We start from the raw sequence: 14,863 nt of genomic DNA on the forward strand, positions 1-14,863 counted from the left end.
AGATATGTGCAAGCCGGGAGATTTGCCGGATAAAGATGATTTCGAGCAAATTGCCGAGTTGCAGTATCGAGAACGGTGCTATTCCCGGCTCTTCGAGGTTGCAGCCAGGAAGTCAGGGGTTTCGACGCTTCAACTGCAATTACTGATTCAGGTAGTCGGGTTTCGTGGCCGAAGCTGGGCCTATGTTGGCGAACTGGCCGAACGATTGCAAATACTGCCGCATGGCGCGGTTTCCCTGATTTCGCGCTGCGAAGCATTGGATTTGGTGCGCCGCAGGGCCAGCAGGATCGATGGCCGCAAGATCGAGGTCCATTTGCTGCCGACAGGAGAAGACGCATTGGCAAAAGCCGTGCTGGAATATCGGGCGCTGCTCCGCGTAACCCCATGGGAGTGGCCGATCGGTGGCGACTTTCAGGACACGACGTTGGATCTCGACATGGAACGTCCGCCATTCGAGCGGTTGCCGGCGCGCCGGCCGATCGAGCCGGAAGCCGCGCGCGCCGTTGTGGCTCCCGGGGAGAGGGCGGCGCTTGTTCAGAAGCGGTCGGCGCGATAGGGCGCCGGATCGGTGAAGGGTGTCTCGCCCGTCATCATCTCGGCCAGCAGGCGGCCGGTGACGGGGCCGAGCGTCAGCCCGTGATGGTTGTGCCCGAACGAGAACCACAGCCCGCGATGCGCGGGCGCGGGGCCGATCACCGGGCGCATGTCGGGCGTGCACGGCCGGAAGCCGAGCCACGGCTGCGGGTCGAGCCGCTCGCCGAAACCGAACACGGGCCGCGCGACGCGTTCCGCGCGGTCGAGCTGCACGCCGGTCGGCGGTACGCCGCGCCGCGCGATCTCGACGCCGGTCGTGAGCCGCAGCCCGCGCCGCATCGGCGCGATCACGTAACCGTATTCGCGATCGACGATCGGCGCCGACGGCACGCCGCGCGCGGACGGCGCGTAGTGCATGTGATAGCCGCGCTTCTCGCGCAGCGGAATCTTGTAGCCGAACTTGCCGAATACCGTGTCGGACCACGGGCCGAGCGCGACGACGACAGCCGGCGCGGCGGCCGTGCCGTCCTGCGTGCTGACCTGCCAGCCGGGCGACAGCGCGTCGAGGCTCGCGGCGTCACCGGTCAGCAGCGTGCCGCCGCCCTGCACGAAGAGTTGTGCGTACGCTTTGACGAGCGCGGACGGATCGACGACGCTTTTCGGATCGAGCCAATGCAGTGCGCCGCAGAAGCCGGGCGCGAGGCTCGGTTCGTGCGCGAGCAGCGCGGCGGCATCGAGCGGCGTGATGCCGAGCCCGTGGCGGCGCGCGGTGAGGCCCGCTTCGGCCACGCCGCGTTCGAACGCGGCGGGCGTACGGAATGCTTCCAGCCAGCCGTTCGCGCGGATGAGTTCGCCGGCGCCGGCACGCGCGATCAGCGCGTCGTGTTCGACGAGGCAGCGCTCGATCAGCGGCAGCATGTCGCGCGAGGCCGCCGCGTGACGCAGCGGCGCCGATTCCCACCAGAACCGCGCGAGCCACGGCGCGAACGCGGGCAGCGACGCGCTGTGCCAGTAGAGGTCGGTCGAGCGGTTCAGCGCATAGCGCATCAGCGTGAACGGGCTGCGCGGAAACGGATACGGCTCGACCGACGAGCGCTCGATCAGCCCCGCGTTGCCGAAGCTCGTGCCTTCGCCGGGCGCGCCGCGATCGACGAGGGCGACCTTGCGGCCGCGATCCTGCAGATGCAGCGCGGCGGAGACGCCGACGATGCCGGCGCCGAGAACGATGACGTCGAAGTCCATGGGTGGTGGTGAGGACGATTGGTGGCGGTTGCAAGCCAATGATCGGTCGGGACGAATGCCCGAAGTTTCGCCGATGTGCGGCTGCCTGTCAGGATACTCTCGATATCGTTCGATCTGCCGAATCCAGTCGGGGCTTACTGGATGCACGCTTTACGATTCGCGACATTGCGAACCTCGCTTATGCGCGACGTTTCGGGTGGAATTCCTGTCTTTCCGGAACGGGTCGATGATGAACGGTCGCCTCGCGCACACGTAACTCCATGATTTAAAATGAGTTCGCATTTTCGGTGGATGATGACGTTCCAGGCTGCGGCCTGGCTCGGGCAGTTCGCGCATGATGGACGCACAGGCTGCGAGCGAGGCCTGCATCTATCATGCTGATGATGTCGGCCTCTTGAATTGATAGAGAAACAGCGATGAAACGAGAACCCGTGGCAGGCGTGCAGCCTGAGGTGTTGCGTTGGGCGAGAGAAACGGTCGGGCTGTCGATCGATGAAGTCGCGACCATGCTTCGGATTTCGCCCAGTGAAGTTGCCGACTGGGAGGCTGGAGCCGGTGCGCCGACCTACGTTCAGCTCGAGAAGCTCGCATATCAGATTTTCAAGCGACCGCTCGCCGTTTTCTTTCTTCCTGCTCCGCCCGACGAGCAAGTGCCTCAGCGCGAATTTCGGACACTCCCCGAAACCGACATGCGGTCGCTCGCGCGCGACACGTATTTGCAGATCAGGCAGGCGCGTGCATTTCAGCTATCACTGCGCGAGGTGTTTGATGGACGTAATCCCGCGCGCGACATGATCTGGAAGTCATCGGTCCTCTCGTTGTCGGAATCCGTATCGATACAAGCTGAGCGAGTGCGTGATGCGCTAGGCACCACGCTTGATGAGCAAACATCGTGGCGCAACGATGACCTTGCTCTCAGGCAATGGCGCAAGGCTGTAGAGGAAGCCGGCGTTTTTGTCTTCAAGTCGTCGTTCAAGCAGCGCGAGATTTCGGGGTTCTGCTTGATGGACGATGCCTTCCCGATTATCTATCTCAACAACAGTACAACGAAGACTCGCCAGATATTCAGTCTGCTGCATGAACTCGCGCACCTGCTTCTCAGCATGAACGGCCTGAGCAAGCTCAATCCGGGCTATATCGATGCGCTTCCTCAGGCCGAGAAGAAGATTGAGCGATTCTGCAACGCGATAGCGGCGGAGGTACTGATCCCGCATGCAGCGTTTGAAAAGTTCGTGGCACGGCTTCCCGTCGATGCCGAGTCTGCCTCCGACGAGGCATTCGCTGATCTGGCGAGTCATTTTGGCGTGAGTCGAGAAGCCGTCTTGCGGCGACTGTTGGATCAAGGGCGGGTCGGTCAGACCTTCTATGAGCGTAAGGCAACGGCTTGGTCTGCTCAGCAGCGAGAGGCGACGGGCGGGAGCTACTATGCGAATCAAGGCGCCTATCTGAGCGACCGCTTTGCCCGGGAGGTCGTCGGTCGCCACTATCGGCATCAGCTCACGCTTGAGCAGGCTGCAGATTTTCTTGGTATCAAGCCGAAAAGCTTCGCCGGATTCGAAGAGCATGTTCTTCACGGGGCCGGTGCATGATCTATGTGTTCGACACCAGCTCCATTCGATCACTTCAGCATTTCTATCCGCGTGTGTTCAGAAGCATCTGGGACGGTATCGAAAAACTCGTTGGCCAACGACGCTTGATTTCGACCAGAGAAGTCTTGAACGAAATCGAGCGACAAGCCGTTAGTGTTGATGTATTGGCATGGGTGAAAGGCAATCGAACACTGTTCACGACGCCGAACACGGATGAACTGAGATTTGTCGCCGAGATTTTGCGGGTCAAGCATTTTCAGGCGTTGATTGGGCAACAGCAGCGTCTCAAGGGAACACCGGTGGCCGACCCGTTCGTTATAGCCTGTGCCAAGATCCACCAAGGGGCGGTCGTGACCGAGGAAGGATGGCTACACGCGAATGAAGGGCTCGTGGCTAAACCCCATGCGGCGAAAATTCCCAACGTCTGTGCGCATTTCGAAATTCCATGCATTGATCTCGAGGAATTCATGCACCAGCAGGATTGGCGGTTCTGACCGGAGCGCTGCCCCGTGTTCGAGAGCATCGGAATGCGAGCATCCTCGTGGCGACGCTGGGTACGAACAGGCGAGTCGCTAGCGGGGACGATCGCGCCACGCAGCCTCGAACTGCCGTGCGGCTGCGAAGCAAACGGCCTCGCTTCCCCGCGCGCCGATCAACTGCACGCCGACCGGCAACTCACCCGGCAGGAAACACGGTGCGCTGACGACCGGCAGCCCCGCAAACGAAATCGGCTGCGTGAGCAGGCCGAGCGTCTTCGCCGGCTCGAGCGCGACGCCGTTGACATCGACTGTCGCGTCGGTGAAGCGCGGCGCGGCATAGGGCGTTGCTGCTGCGATCAGCACGTCGTAGTGCGCGAACAGTGCTTCGAGGCGGGTGCGCCAGGCGGCACGACATGCGATCGCCTCTCCGTATGCGGCGTCGAACGTTGCGAGGCCGGCTGCAATGCGTGTCCGCAGCCGTTCCGATACGAGCGACGCCGGCGCATCGACCAAACTGCGATGCTCGCGGGCCAATTCCATATTCGAGATCACCACCGCGGCGTCGCGCACGCGTGCGACTTCGGCGCCATCGACCGGTACCGAATCGCCCGCGTGCAGGCAAGCCGCCGCGCGCCGGACAGCGCGTTGCGCATTCGCGTCGGCATGGCGTTCAAAGTCGCCTGTCAGCACGGCGATACGCAGCGGAGCAGTCGAATCGCACACAGGTTGCGGACGCAACGAGCCTGCATCGCGCATCACGTCGTAGAGCACCGCGAGATCGTCGATATCGTTCGCGAAACCGCCGACCGTATCGAGCGAATCGGCATAAGGCAGGCAACCGGCGCGCGACAGCCGCCCGTCGCCCGGCCGGAAACCCCACACGCCGCACAGCGCGGCCGGCGCGCGGATCGAGCCGTTGGTGTCGCTGCCGAGCGCGAGCGGCACATAGCCGGCGGCGACGGCAGCGGCCGAGCCGCTCGACGAGCCGCCCGTCATGCGCGCCGGGTCGGCCGGCAGGCGCACGGCGCCATAGTGCGGATTCACGCCGGTCGCGCCGCACGCGAGCTCGTCCATGTGCGTCGCGCCGACCGGCACCGCGCCGGCCGTGCACAGTCGCGCGACCATCGCCGCATCGGCAGCGGCCGCCGGCAACATGGCGCGCGCCGGCGATCCAGCGACCGTCGTGTAGCCGGCCACGTCGACATTCCACTTCACGAGAAACGGCACGCCGGCGAGCGGGCCCGGGTTGCGCCCGTCCCGCACGAGCCGGTCGATACGCAGCGCGTCGCGTTGCGCCCGCTCGTCGAACGTCCGCGCGCATGCGTTGATCGTGCCGTCGCGCGCGGCGATGTCGGCGAGCACGGCCTGCACGAGCGACACGGCGCTGACGCGCCCCGCGCGAACCTCGGCCGCCAACGCGAGCGCGCTGCGCATCGACGGTACCGCGGAAGGCGTCGCGCTCATGCGCGCCTCATCAGCCGGCGAGGAATCGTCAGGATCAGCGCGGCCGCCGCGAACAACGTGAACGCGAGCAGCGCGACGCCGAGTTCGGTGCTGCCGGTCAGGCTTTTGGCATAACCCATCAGCGACGGGCCGACAAACCCCGCGACGGCCGCGCCGATGTTCACGAGCCCCGCGCCGCCCGCGGCGGCTTCGCCGGCCAGGATGCGCGACGGCAGGCTCCAGAACATCGCCAGCGTGCTCATGATGCCGGCCACGCCGACGGTCAGGCAAACGACCGCGAGCACGGGGTGCGCGTGCATGCCGATGCTCGCGAGCAACGCGCCGCCGCCGATCGCGACGGGCAGTGCCGTGTGCCAGCGGCGCTCGCCGGTCCGCACCGAATGCTGCGCGTTTGCCACCATCGCGACAGATGCGACCAGATACGGGATCGCGCTGACGAGGCCGATCGCGAGATTGCTGAGTTCGCCGAGCGCCTTGATCATCGTCGGCATCCAGAACACGAGCCCGTAGTTGCCGACGTTGTAGAGGAACGACGTCGCGAACAGGATCCACAGCGTAGGCTCGCGCAGCGCGGCGCCGAGCTGCGTGCGCTTGCCGGCCGCCTCCTGTGCCATTTCCGCGTGGACCGCGCGCTTCTCCGCATCGGTCAGCCACGTCGCGTCGTCGATCCGCTCGGTCACGCGTGCGAGCAGGTAGAACCCGAGCGCGACGGCCGGCAGCCCTTCGAGCAGGAACATCCATTGCCAGCCGCGCAAGCCGAGGCCGCCGTGCGTGGCGTCCATGATCCAGCCCGACAGCGGGCCGCCGACGATCACGCCGAGCGGCATCGCGAGGAACAGCATCGCCATGACTTTCGAGAGCCGGTGCGACGGGAACCATACGCTGAAATAGGCGATCACGGCCGGAAAGAAGCTTGCCTCGGTCACGCCGAGCAGGAAGCGCAGCGCGTAGAAGCTGGCGGTGTCGCGGGTCGCGAGCGTGGCGATCGACACGACGCCCCAGGTCAGCATCGATCCCGCGAGGCAGCGCTTCACGCCGATGCGCCGCACCAGCCAGCCGGCCGGCACCTGCAGCAGCAGGTAACCGACGAAGAACAATCCCGCACCGACGCCGTAGGCCGCTTCCGACAGATGGAGGTCCGTCACCATCTGCAGCTTCGCGAAGCCGACGTTGACGCGGTCGAGATACCCGAAGAAATAGCAGACCAGGATCAACGGGATGATGCGTCGACTCAGGCGCGCATACAGCGCGTCGATGCCGGGCGTGGCGGCTTCCGCGTGCGGGTCCGAGCCGGCTTGTATGCCGCGCGTCGTGGCGGCGCCGTTGGGATTCGTCATGGTGACTCCGTGCAGGTTGACTCCGGGGCGGAAGCCTTGTGCGCCGTGGCTTCCGCGACAACGCAAGGGCGCGTCATGGACCGGCGCGATCCGGGATCGCGCGGCGCAACGCGCGGCCGGGACGCGCGCCGGTGTGCCGGCCATGCTCGAGCACGGCCCGCCCGTTGACGAACACGTGCTCGATGCCTTCGGGGCGCAGCGTCGGGTTCGCGAACGTCGCGCGGTCGATCACGCGCGCCGGGTCGAACACGACGAGATCCGCGTAGTGGCCGACCGCAAGCCGGCCGCGTTCCGCGATGCCGAACTGCTCGGCGGTGAGGCCCGTCATCTTGCGTATGGCGGTTTCGAGCGGGAACAGCCCGCGCTCGCGCGAGAATTCGCCGAGTACGCGCGGGAACGTGCCCCACAGGCGCGGGTGCGGGCGCATGTCGTTGGGCAGGCCGTCGGAGCCGACCATCGTCAGTTCGTGGCGCATGATGCGCTCGACGTCCGCTTCGTCCATCACGAAGTAGATCGCGCCGGCCGGGCGCAGCGCGTCGATCGCGGCGTCGACGGAATCGCCGAACAGCGGCAGCAGGTCGCGGAAGTCGCGGCCCGCGAGTTCGGGGTGCGGCTTCGACCACGCGAGGATCACGCGTGACGACTGGCGGATCCGGTCCGCGCGCAGCATCGTCGACGTGGCCGGGTACGGATGGCAGTCGATGCACAGCGGTTGCCGTGCCCGCTGCGCGTCGATATGGGCGAGCGTTTCGACCGAGCGGCCGTGGTTCGCCTTGCCGGCTACCTTGTGATGCGACAGCACGACGCGCACGTCGAGCGCGCGCCCGATCGAGAACGCCTCGTCGAGCGACGCGATGATCGCGTCGGTTTCGTCGCGCAAGTGCGTCGCGAACACGCCGCCCGTGTCGCGCAGCGGCGCGCACACGTCGATCAGCTCGTCGGTGGTCGCGGCTGCCGCGGGCGGATAGAAGGTGCCCGACGACACGCCGAACGCGCCGGCCGCCATCGCTTCGCGCACGTCGGCCGCCATCGCCGCGATGTCCGTCGCGCTGGCCGCGCGTTCGAGATCGGCCATGTGCCGCACGCGCAGCGTCGAGTGGCCGACCAGGGCCGCCGTGTTGACGGCGGCGGGTGTCGCGTCGAGCGCGTCGAGATACGCGCGGAAGGACGGGAAGCGGAACGCCTGCCACGCGCCGAGCAGGTCGAGCGGCTGCGGCACGTCGCGCTCGGCGAGCAGCGGTGCGAGGCTGATCCCGCAGTTGCCGGCGATCACGGTGGTGACGCCTTGCGCGACCTTCGGCTCGACGTCGGGATCGGTCAGCACGAACGCGTCGTCGTGCGTGTGGCTGTCGATGAAACCCGGTGCGACGATCAGGCCGCTGGCGTCGAGCGTGTGCGTGGCTGTCGCGTCGCCCAGGTCGCCGATCGCGGCGATGCGTTCGCCCGTCACGCCGAGATCGGCATCGAAGCGCGCCGCGCCGGTGCCGTCGATCAGCTCGCCGCGGCGCAGGATCACGTCGAAATGCATGGTGGTGGCTCCTCCGGAGTCGATCCGGAGCGGGGCATGGCCCCGGTCCGGCGTTCGTATCGGCCACCATCGTCTCCGGCCATTTTGCGGGCGTCCAATGCCGTTCGGCTCGCGATTCATGCGAAACCGGCATCAATGCGAACGACGCCGCGCAGGCGTGCGGCCCGCAGCGTTACGTGAACGTCGCCTTCACCAGTGCATGGAGGTCGCTCGCGAAGCTGGACATCGAGATGGCGCGGTGCCGTACGATACCGACCGTGCGCTCGATCGTCGGGCTTGCGATCGGCACCGCGCGCACGGCGGGCGAGCCATACGCGCGCAGCGCGCTCTCCGGCAGGATCGCGCTGCCGACGCCGGCCGCCACGAGCGCCGCGACGCACGAGATGTGCTCGACCTCATAGAACCAACGCGTACGCACGGCTTCCTGGCCCATCAACATCTCGAGCAGCAGGCGGTTGCCGCTGTCGCGGCCGCCGATGATCAGTTTCGCGTGCCGCAATTCGCCGAGCGTGACGGCGTCCGCGCGCGCAAGCGCGTCGCTCTCGTGGACCGCGAGCACGTAACGGTCGGTGAAGAGCGGGTCGAACGCGAGATCATCGTCGTCGCCGGGATGCAGGCTCACGCCGAATTCGGCGATGCCCGCGCGCACCTGCGACAGCACGAAGTCGTGATTGCCGTCGAGGATCTGCACGGCGACGTGCGGATACTTCGCCGCATAGCGGCGCAGCACGTCGGGCAGCGCCTGCGCGACGACGGTCGGGATCGACGCGAGCCGCACCTTGCCGTAACGCTTTTCCGCGATCTCCTGGATCGACGACAGCATCATCCCGAGCTGCGCGATCTGCTCGCGCGCCATCGGCAGGAACTGGCGGCCGACGCCCGTCAGCGTCACGCTGCGTGTGGTGCGCTGGAACAGCTCGACGCCGAGCGTCTGTTCGAGCTTCTGGATGCGGCGCGACAGCCCCGGCTGCGTCAGGTGCAGTTTCTCCGCGGCGCGATGAAACGTGCCGAGTTCCGCGACGGCAACGAACGCTTCGAGTTCCGAGTTTTCGACTTTCATGACGCTCCCATGTGCGTGCCTGCCGCGGCAATCCGGCGTAGCGCGGCAGGACTTGCGGATATTCTCTTCGATATCGGTTCGCGACCGCAGGTGCTGTCCGCCAGGTGGTCGAGCGTCGTATACGCGTTGCCGATCGGGCGGGCCGAGGTGAGTTTCCCGAAGGGCGAAAGTATTGCGTTCAAGAACGGGGCGCGCAACATGGCGCCGCATCGGCAGGTCTGTCGATGCGACGGAGCAATGGCGGTCGTTGCGGGCGGAAGGACATCGCAGCGCCTGACGGATGGCGGGCACCGTGCGCTGGGAAACGATTCGGTGTCTCCCGAAGAAGGTATGAAGTATGAGCGAATCGGGCGTCCAGTCCGCGGATCGAATCGCGGATGCCGGAAACGCGATCGACGGTGGTTTGCGCATTCGCCCGCATCGTCGCGCACAGCGCCGATTCAGCATACTTTCCGACGTTTTTCGCGGGTGTTTCCCACTGGTTGGTCATGCGAATTTTTACCTAAGATGAAGCAATCGTGCGCGTGATACGGTGCCTGCTCGCGTACGGAGGGAGGCAGGGGCAGCGCCGGAGCAACGCCAGCGGATGTTGCCATCATGGATGCAAAAGTGTGCGCGGCGGCGGTCAGTCTTGCGACTGTAACGACGCCAACGGGCGCGGCAGCGATCGCCGCGCCGAAGACGGGCCGGTTCGGCCGTACTGCTTCGCTGCGCCACGCGTTGCTCGCAATCGTTTGCTTGCTGGGCACGGCGCCCGTCGTGCTCGCCGGGGCTCCGGCCGATGTGGACGGTCAGGTCGAAACCATGCGCATCGTCGCCACCGCGAGCCCCGCCGATCCCGCCGTTTCGTCACACGACTCCGCCGTGCGCCAGGTCGTGCTCGGCATCGTCAGCTTCACGCGCTGGCCGACGACGCCCGTTCGCCTGCATTTGTGCGTCACCGGCCGGCCCGACTACGCGCGCGGCCTGACCGACACGCTGCAGGCCGGCTCGACGCTGCTCGACGTGCAGCGTGTCCGCTTCGACGATCCCTCGCTCGGCATGGCCTGCGACGTCGTCTATCTCGGCACCCTGAGCGACGTCGAGCGAACGCGGGTGAGAGCCGCGTTGGCCGGCCATCCGGTGCTGACGATCTCGGAACGCGATCCGTCCTGCACCGCAGGCAGCATGTTCTGTCTCAACGTCGACGGCGAACGCGTGTCGTTCGACATCAATCTCGACGCCGTGGCGCGCAGCGGCGTACGCGTGCATCCGAACGTGCTCAATCTCGCGCGACGGCCGGGGGCGCCATGAGTCGGTTCGCGCCTCACTTTTCCCCCTCGCGTGTGTCGCGCCCGACGCTGCAAAGCGTGTTGCGCCGTGCGCACCTGCGCCTTGCGTTCGTCGCTGTTGCGATGGCCGCCGTGTCGTTGATCGTGGTCGCCGTGATCGCGTTGCGGGCCTATGCCGGCAACAACCTGAACCTGCTGGCGCGATCGCTCGGTTATACGGTCGAGGCGGCGCTCGTGTTCGGCGACCGCGTCGCGGCGAACGAGGCGATCGGGTTGATCGCCGGCGATGAGGACGTCGCGCAGGTGGTCGTCACGGACAGCAAGGGCCAACTGTTCGCGACGTGGCAATTGCCTGCCGGAAACGAGATCGCCCGGCTCGAGCGCAGCGTCGCCGACGTTGCGCTACCCGGGCCCGTGACGGTTCCGGTGATGCACGACGGCATCGTCGTCGGTCACGTCGTCGTGCGCGGCCGCGGGCACCAGTTCTTCGGCTTCCTGCTCGGCGGCGTCGGCGGCATTCTCGGCGGCCTGGCCGTCAGCGTGTTCGGCGCGTATGTCAGCTCGAAGCGTCTGCTGCGCAACATCGTTTCGCCGCTGCGCGCGCTGGCCGGCGTGGCGCACGCCGTACGGCGCGAACGTGCGTTCGCGCGACGGGTCGCGCCCGTGCCGATCGCCGAACTGAACGAGCTCGGCGACGACTTCAATGCGTTGCTCGACGAATTCGAAGACTGGCAGAACACGCTGCGCGACGAAAACGCGTCGCTCGAACACAAGGCGACGCACGATGCGCTCACGGGCCTGCCCAACCGCGTGCAGTTCGAGTCGCGCCTCGCGCGTGCACTCGGCGACGCCGGCGCGACAGGCGAGCGGGTCGGCATCCTGTATCTGGACTGCGACCACTTCAAGGAGATCAACGATTGCTTCGGCCACGACGCCGGCGACGCGGTGCTGATCGGCATCGCGGCGCGGCTGCGCACGCAGGTGCGCGAGGCCGATCTGGTCGCCCGCCTGGGCGGCGACGAATTTGCGGTGATGCTGTCGGCTGTGCGCGAAGCGGGCAGCGTGTGTCGCATCGCCGACGAGATATTGTCCGGCATGGCGCCGTCGATCGAGTTGTCCGACGGCCGCATGGTGGCCACCATGATGAGTGCCGGAGTTGCGCTGTATCCCGACCATGCATCGGACGCGAGCGGCTTGCTGCGCGCGGCAGATGCGGCGATGTACCGGGCCAAGCGCACTCGGCCGGGCTCGTGGCAGTTGGCTGAAGGTGTTGCAGGACCGGTTTGATGCCGATCGTTTCGCGCTGCGGGCGAGGCCGCGGCAGCGGATGACAAAAAGCGCGCCCAACGCGGGCGCGCTCGAAGGGGATGTGAAATGAACCACTCGTTTCCTGTGAGCACGGGGCGGATATGCGTCACGAGCGCGCTGCTGCTGTGTTTGCTGCTGGGGGGCTGCAAGGCGCCGCCGCTTCATCGTGGGCTGACGCAGACGCAGGTCACGACGCTCAAGTCGGCCGGTTTCCACGAGACCGTAGAGGGTTTCGAGTTCGGCTCGACCGGACCGATCCTGTTCGATTTCGATCGCTATAACCTCAAGCCCGATGTGCGGCGGATCGTCGAGCGGATCGGGCGCACGCTCAGGTCGGCGGGGATCAACGGGGTGCGGGTTTATGGGTACTCGGATGAGGAGGGCGCGGATGACTACGACTTCGAGTTGTCCAGGCGGCGGGCCGAGGTCGTGGCGATAGAACTCGTCGACGTCGGGCTCGATGGCAAGCGCATTGCGATCGTCGGAAGAGGGAAGCGCGACCCGGTGGGCGACAACCGTACGCCGGCCGGCAGGACGCAGAATCGGAGGGCGGCGATTGTGGTTTCGCCGAGGTGAGGGGGCGGTTCTCTTCATTTCGGGGAGGTAGTCGGACCACTTCCCCGAGAAAACAGCCCGAATCGTGAGCCACCCGGAGTAAAAAACAGTGGCTCACGAGCGAGCAAGCCGAAAATGAACGCGGCTAATCGTTCGGAGCAGGTTGCGCAATGAGAACGGCGCCACAGGTCGTTTTATGCCCCTCCAAGGCCATCGGTTGCCCGAAATCCTCGCACCCGTCCAGCCCCTCCGCAATCTCAAAGAGATGTGGCGCGCAAAGCGGACACGTCACCTGATCTCCCTTGCGGGCAATGGGAACCTTAGCGGCGCTCCAGGTGGAGGACGGGCTGCCCGAGATCACCTTGCCACCGTGGCTCGTTGCGTCACCAACTACGATCTGTGCTCGCCCGTGCAAGCTTGCTCGTTGCATCGATTGCCTCCTCCAGATCAATGGACGTTATCAGCTTTGACCGAGAAGTCCGGGGCTTCGAACTGCGGGGGCTGATACGTCGCGTCGATCGTGTAACCCAGAGTCTTCAGTTCAGCTTCTTTCTTCGATCGCTCTTCCCTGGCTGGTTTCAATTCGTCAGATAAGAGTTTTTTCCAGTTTTTTCTGCGCTCAACACTATCTGTAAAATATGGAGTGTAATGATCAGATGCAGTGCTAACCTGGATATCAGTCAAATAGTATCCTATGTCAGGAGAGCCCGATGATTGATAGGATAGCGATAGGGTCAGAAATACTCCGTCGGCATAAAAAATCCATCTTGGCTCAACGGTAATCAATTTCTTCCACTCATCTATTGTCGGTGTGTATGTGGAATCCAGCGAATCAAGAGTTCCGGATTCTGATGAGGCATACATCATGGCCTCTCTTCCAACAAGCCGGGGAGATGCCGTATCTACGTACCTTTTCCATCCGGTGGCCCGCAACCTGCCAAGCAGGGACATGACTTTATCGCGTCCCTCTTCATGCGAGATTGTTTTTGATGAAGAAATGTTGAAATTAATATCCCAATTGTCAACCCCATCTTCCGGGCTGTCTTTGTCACCCAGCCCAGTCGTAATCATGACATTATCGACATCAAATGAATGCGATCCCTGAATGTACGTTACTGTTCCAAGTTTCGCTGGGTCATCCCAGTGAATTTGGTAGCGATATACACCGGACGGGTGATTCATTGTGGAAAATCCCTGATTTTGGGCGTCTAGCCTCCCATCAGCTCCGAACTTTATCGTGACAACTTGTGGTGTCATTGCTCCATCCTTTTTGTCTTGAGTGGTCGTCCATACCAGAATCGCAGCGTATAGAAGAAGTGCTGCTAAAGACCACCACAATATTTTCATCGACTTCCGAGCGAGCGACATGGATATAATTTCTCGATTTAAAAGTCAATCATGTCAAGCCGCTCATTGGGGCAATTGATTGTAATTCGCTTGGAATATATTTGCGTTGTTTTTGCATGAGAAAATGAAATAATTTTCCTGTGTCCTTGATCCATGCCATTCGTTGTTTGTAATTCTCTAGAACAGCGCATCGCCCGGTTCGATCTTGGTTTTGGAAATGGTGTGCGAACTGAATCGATAGTCAGGCGTTCCGTCTTTTAGGATGGGAGTGCGGGTATCCAGTTGGGCCGTCGATTGATCTGTTGGATCCACAGGGTAACGGGCTGACCGATCAGCTCTTTCAGCTTGAGCTCGCTGCGTGTCGACACGACATCGAGTGTGAAGTCGAAATTCCGACCAATCCGGGAATGGCCCACGGCGTGCCGCGGTAACAATTCGTTGTCCCCGAGCGGGGTATCGAGTTTCAGTAGGCGATCTTGCAGAATCAACCCGCCTTGAAGTGCCCTCACAATGTCTTGCACATTCATCCCGATCCTTTTTATTACTTTTATGTACCTGTTGCCGCGACGGCGCAGGCTCTCTCGGAAGCGATTCTACAGCTTAATGGTTGGGGCTTACCCCAGGCGGGATTGTCGCGCCGGTCAGCCAATCCGACTGTTGCCAGTCGTGGAGTCTGTGCCAGTAGTTCATGCCCGAGCCACAGCCCATTTCCTGCAGAAGCATGTCCCAGAGGATGCGGGACTGCAGCACGAGCAGGATGCCGGTCAGCACCTCACGATCGTCGAGAGGCGTGCATCCCGGGTATCGCGTCCGGCGCGGCTTCGGTGGTGGCAGCAACGGTTGGATCAGTGACCACAGTTCGTCATCGAGTATCGGCTTTGCTACGACGTTCTCGTCAGCGAAACAACGAAGGGGTTACAGAGCGAGCGGCGGGTTAACGGTCCCAGCAAATCATTCTGTTAGTACCTTTTAGTCTTGGCAGATTCGCACGTGTGATGGATCGGTTCTTCGCCCCCTACGTTCCTGTCACTAACTTCGTGCAGATTGTGCTGTTTTCAGCGCAAACCGGCGCGCTGCTTCGCCGTGGGCAACCGTGCCCCGGCGTCCAGCCGCTGGTCTGTTTTTTCGAGTTTCAGGGCCCGAACGAAA

13 protein-coding genes and 2 pseudogenes are annotated in these 14,863 nt (G+C 64.0%); 6 read left to right on the forward strand and 9 right to left on the reverse strand.

The genetic code is table 11. From position 1 onward, the window contains the following. The first annotated feature begins 4 nt into the window (after nucleotides 1-4). Nucleotides 5-556: a MarR family winged helix-turn-helix transcriptional regulator gene (locus tag R9B84_RS23045; protein WP_423762403.1), complete on the forward strand. Its 552-nt coding sequence runs from the start codon at nucleotides 5-7 to the stop codon at nucleotides 554-556. Here the strand turns inward: R9B84_RS23045 and R9B84_RS23050 are convergent. Then, nucleotides 535-1,776 (reverse strand): NAD(P)/FAD-dependent oxidoreductase, encoded by a 1,242-nt coding sequence (locus R9B84_RS23050; RefSeq protein ID WP_423762404.1) that lies wholly within the window; start codon nucleotides 1,774-1,776, stop codon nucleotides 535-537. The genes R9B84_RS23045 and R9B84_RS23050 overlap by 22 nt on opposite strands. A gap of 416 nt (nucleotides 1,777-2,192) precedes the next feature. Between R9B84_RS23050 and R9B84_RS23055 the strand changes: the two genes are divergently transcribed. Together R9B84_RS23055 and R9B84_RS23060 are read left to right on the forward strand one after the other, a co-directional pair. Further along, complete coding sequence (locus tag R9B84_RS23055; RefSeq protein ID WP_423762405.1) at nucleotides 2,193-3,365, forward strand: ImmA/IrrE family metallo-endopeptidase; 1,173 nt, start codon at nucleotides 2,193-2,195, stop codon at nucleotides 3,363-3,365. Next, nucleotides 3,362-3,859, forward strand: a complete 498-nt coding sequence (locus tag R9B84_RS23060) for a PIN domain-containing protein (protein WP_423762406.1) — start codon at nucleotides 3,362-3,364, stop codon at nucleotides 3,857-3,859. Before R9B84_RS23055 ends, R9B84_RS23060 begins: the two co-directional genes overlap by 4 nt. A 78-nt stretch (nucleotides 3,860-3,937) precedes the next feature. Here the strand turns inward: R9B84_RS23060 and R9B84_RS23065 are convergent, their stop codons facing one another. From R9B84_RS23065 to R9B84_RS23080, 4 genes are all read right to left on the reverse strand, one after another. After that, nucleotides 3,938-5,278, reverse strand: coding sequence for an amidase family protein (locus R9B84_RS23065; RefSeq protein ID WP_423763559.1), 1,341 nt, complete (start codon nucleotides 5,276-5,278; stop codon nucleotides 3,938-3,940). Between the two features lie 26 nt (nucleotides 5,279-5,304). Further along, nucleotides 5,305-6,645, reverse strand: coding sequence for an MFS transporter (locus tag R9B84_RS23070; RefSeq protein WP_423762407.1), 1,341 nt, complete (start codon nucleotides 6,643-6,645; stop codon nucleotides 5,305-5,307). 73 nt (nucleotides 6,646-6,718) lie between these two features. Continuing rightward, entirely contained in the window at nucleotides 6,719-8,173 is a 1,455-nt protein-coding gene (locus R9B84_RS23075) for an N-acyl-D-amino-acid deacylase family protein (protein ID WP_423762408.1), read from the reverse strand. Nucleotides 8,174-8,345: 172 nt separating this feature from the next. Further along, complete coding sequence (locus R9B84_RS23080; protein WP_423762409.1) at nucleotides 8,346-9,233, reverse strand: LysR family transcriptional regulator; 888 nt, start codon at nucleotides 9,231-9,233, stop codon at nucleotides 8,346-8,348. 597 nt (nucleotides 9,234-9,830) lie between these two features. Here R9B84_RS23080 and R9B84_RS23085 point away from each other — a divergent pair. The 3 genes from R9B84_RS23085 (at nucleotide 9,831) to R9B84_RS23095 (ending at nucleotide 12,388) form a co-directional block, all read left to right on the forward strand. Further along, nucleotides 9,831-10,526 carry a YfiR family protein gene (locus tag R9B84_RS23085; protein WP_423762410.1) on the forward strand — a complete coding sequence of 232 codons (696 nt, stop codon included), beginning with the start codon at nucleotides 9,831-9,833 and terminating at the stop codon, nucleotides 10,524-10,526. After that, on the forward strand, nucleotides 10,523-11,791 hold the full coding sequence (locus R9B84_RS23090) for a diguanylate cyclase domain-containing protein (RefSeq protein WP_423762411.1): 1,269 nt from the start codon (nucleotides 10,523-10,525) through the stop codon (nucleotides 11,789-11,791). The genes R9B84_RS23085 and R9B84_RS23090 overlap by 4 nt, the downstream gene beginning before the upstream one ends. Nucleotides 11,792-11,878: 87 nt before the next feature. Then, nucleotides 11,879-12,388: an OmpA family protein gene (locus tag R9B84_RS23095; protein WP_423762412.1), complete on the forward strand. Its 510-nt coding sequence runs from the start codon at nucleotides 11,879-11,881 to the stop codon at nucleotides 12,386-12,388. Between the two features lie 124 nt (nucleotides 12,389-12,512). Here R9B84_RS23095 and R9B84_RS23100 read toward each other — a convergent pair whose 3' ends face one another. From R9B84_RS23100 to R9B84_RS23115, 4 genes and pseudogenes are all read right to left on the reverse strand, one after another. After that, on the reverse strand, nucleotides 12,513-12,797 hold the full coding sequence (locus tag R9B84_RS23100) for a PAAR domain-containing protein (RefSeq protein ID WP_083214408.1): 285 nt from the start codon (nucleotides 12,795-12,797) through the stop codon (nucleotides 12,513-12,515). 17 nt (nucleotides 12,798-12,814) lie between these two features. Then, the gene (locus tag R9B84_RS23105; protein WP_423762413.1) at nucleotides 12,815-13,714 is read right to left on the reverse strand and encodes a hypothetical protein; all 900 of its coding nucleotides are present in this window, start codon (nucleotides 13,712-13,714) and stop codon (nucleotides 12,815-12,817) included. A 290-nt stretch (nucleotides 13,715-14,004) separates the two neighbouring features. Beyond that, nucleotides 14,005-14,241, reverse strand: a pseudogene (locus R9B84_RS23110) (contractile injection system protein, VgrG/Pvc8 family); the annotation flags it as partial. A gap of 130 nt (nucleotides 14,242-14,371) precedes the next feature. After that, nucleotides 14,372-14,587, reverse strand: a pseudogene (locus R9B84_RS23115) (transposase); the annotation flags it as partial. Nucleotides 14,588-14,863: the final 276 nt, after the last annotated feature.

It is taken from the genome of Burkholderia sp. NLJ2 (assembly GCF_049487195.1).
Taxonomy (GTDB): Bacteria; Pseudomonadota; Gammaproteobacteria; order Burkholderiales; family Burkholderiaceae; genus Burkholderia; species Burkholderia pyrrocinia.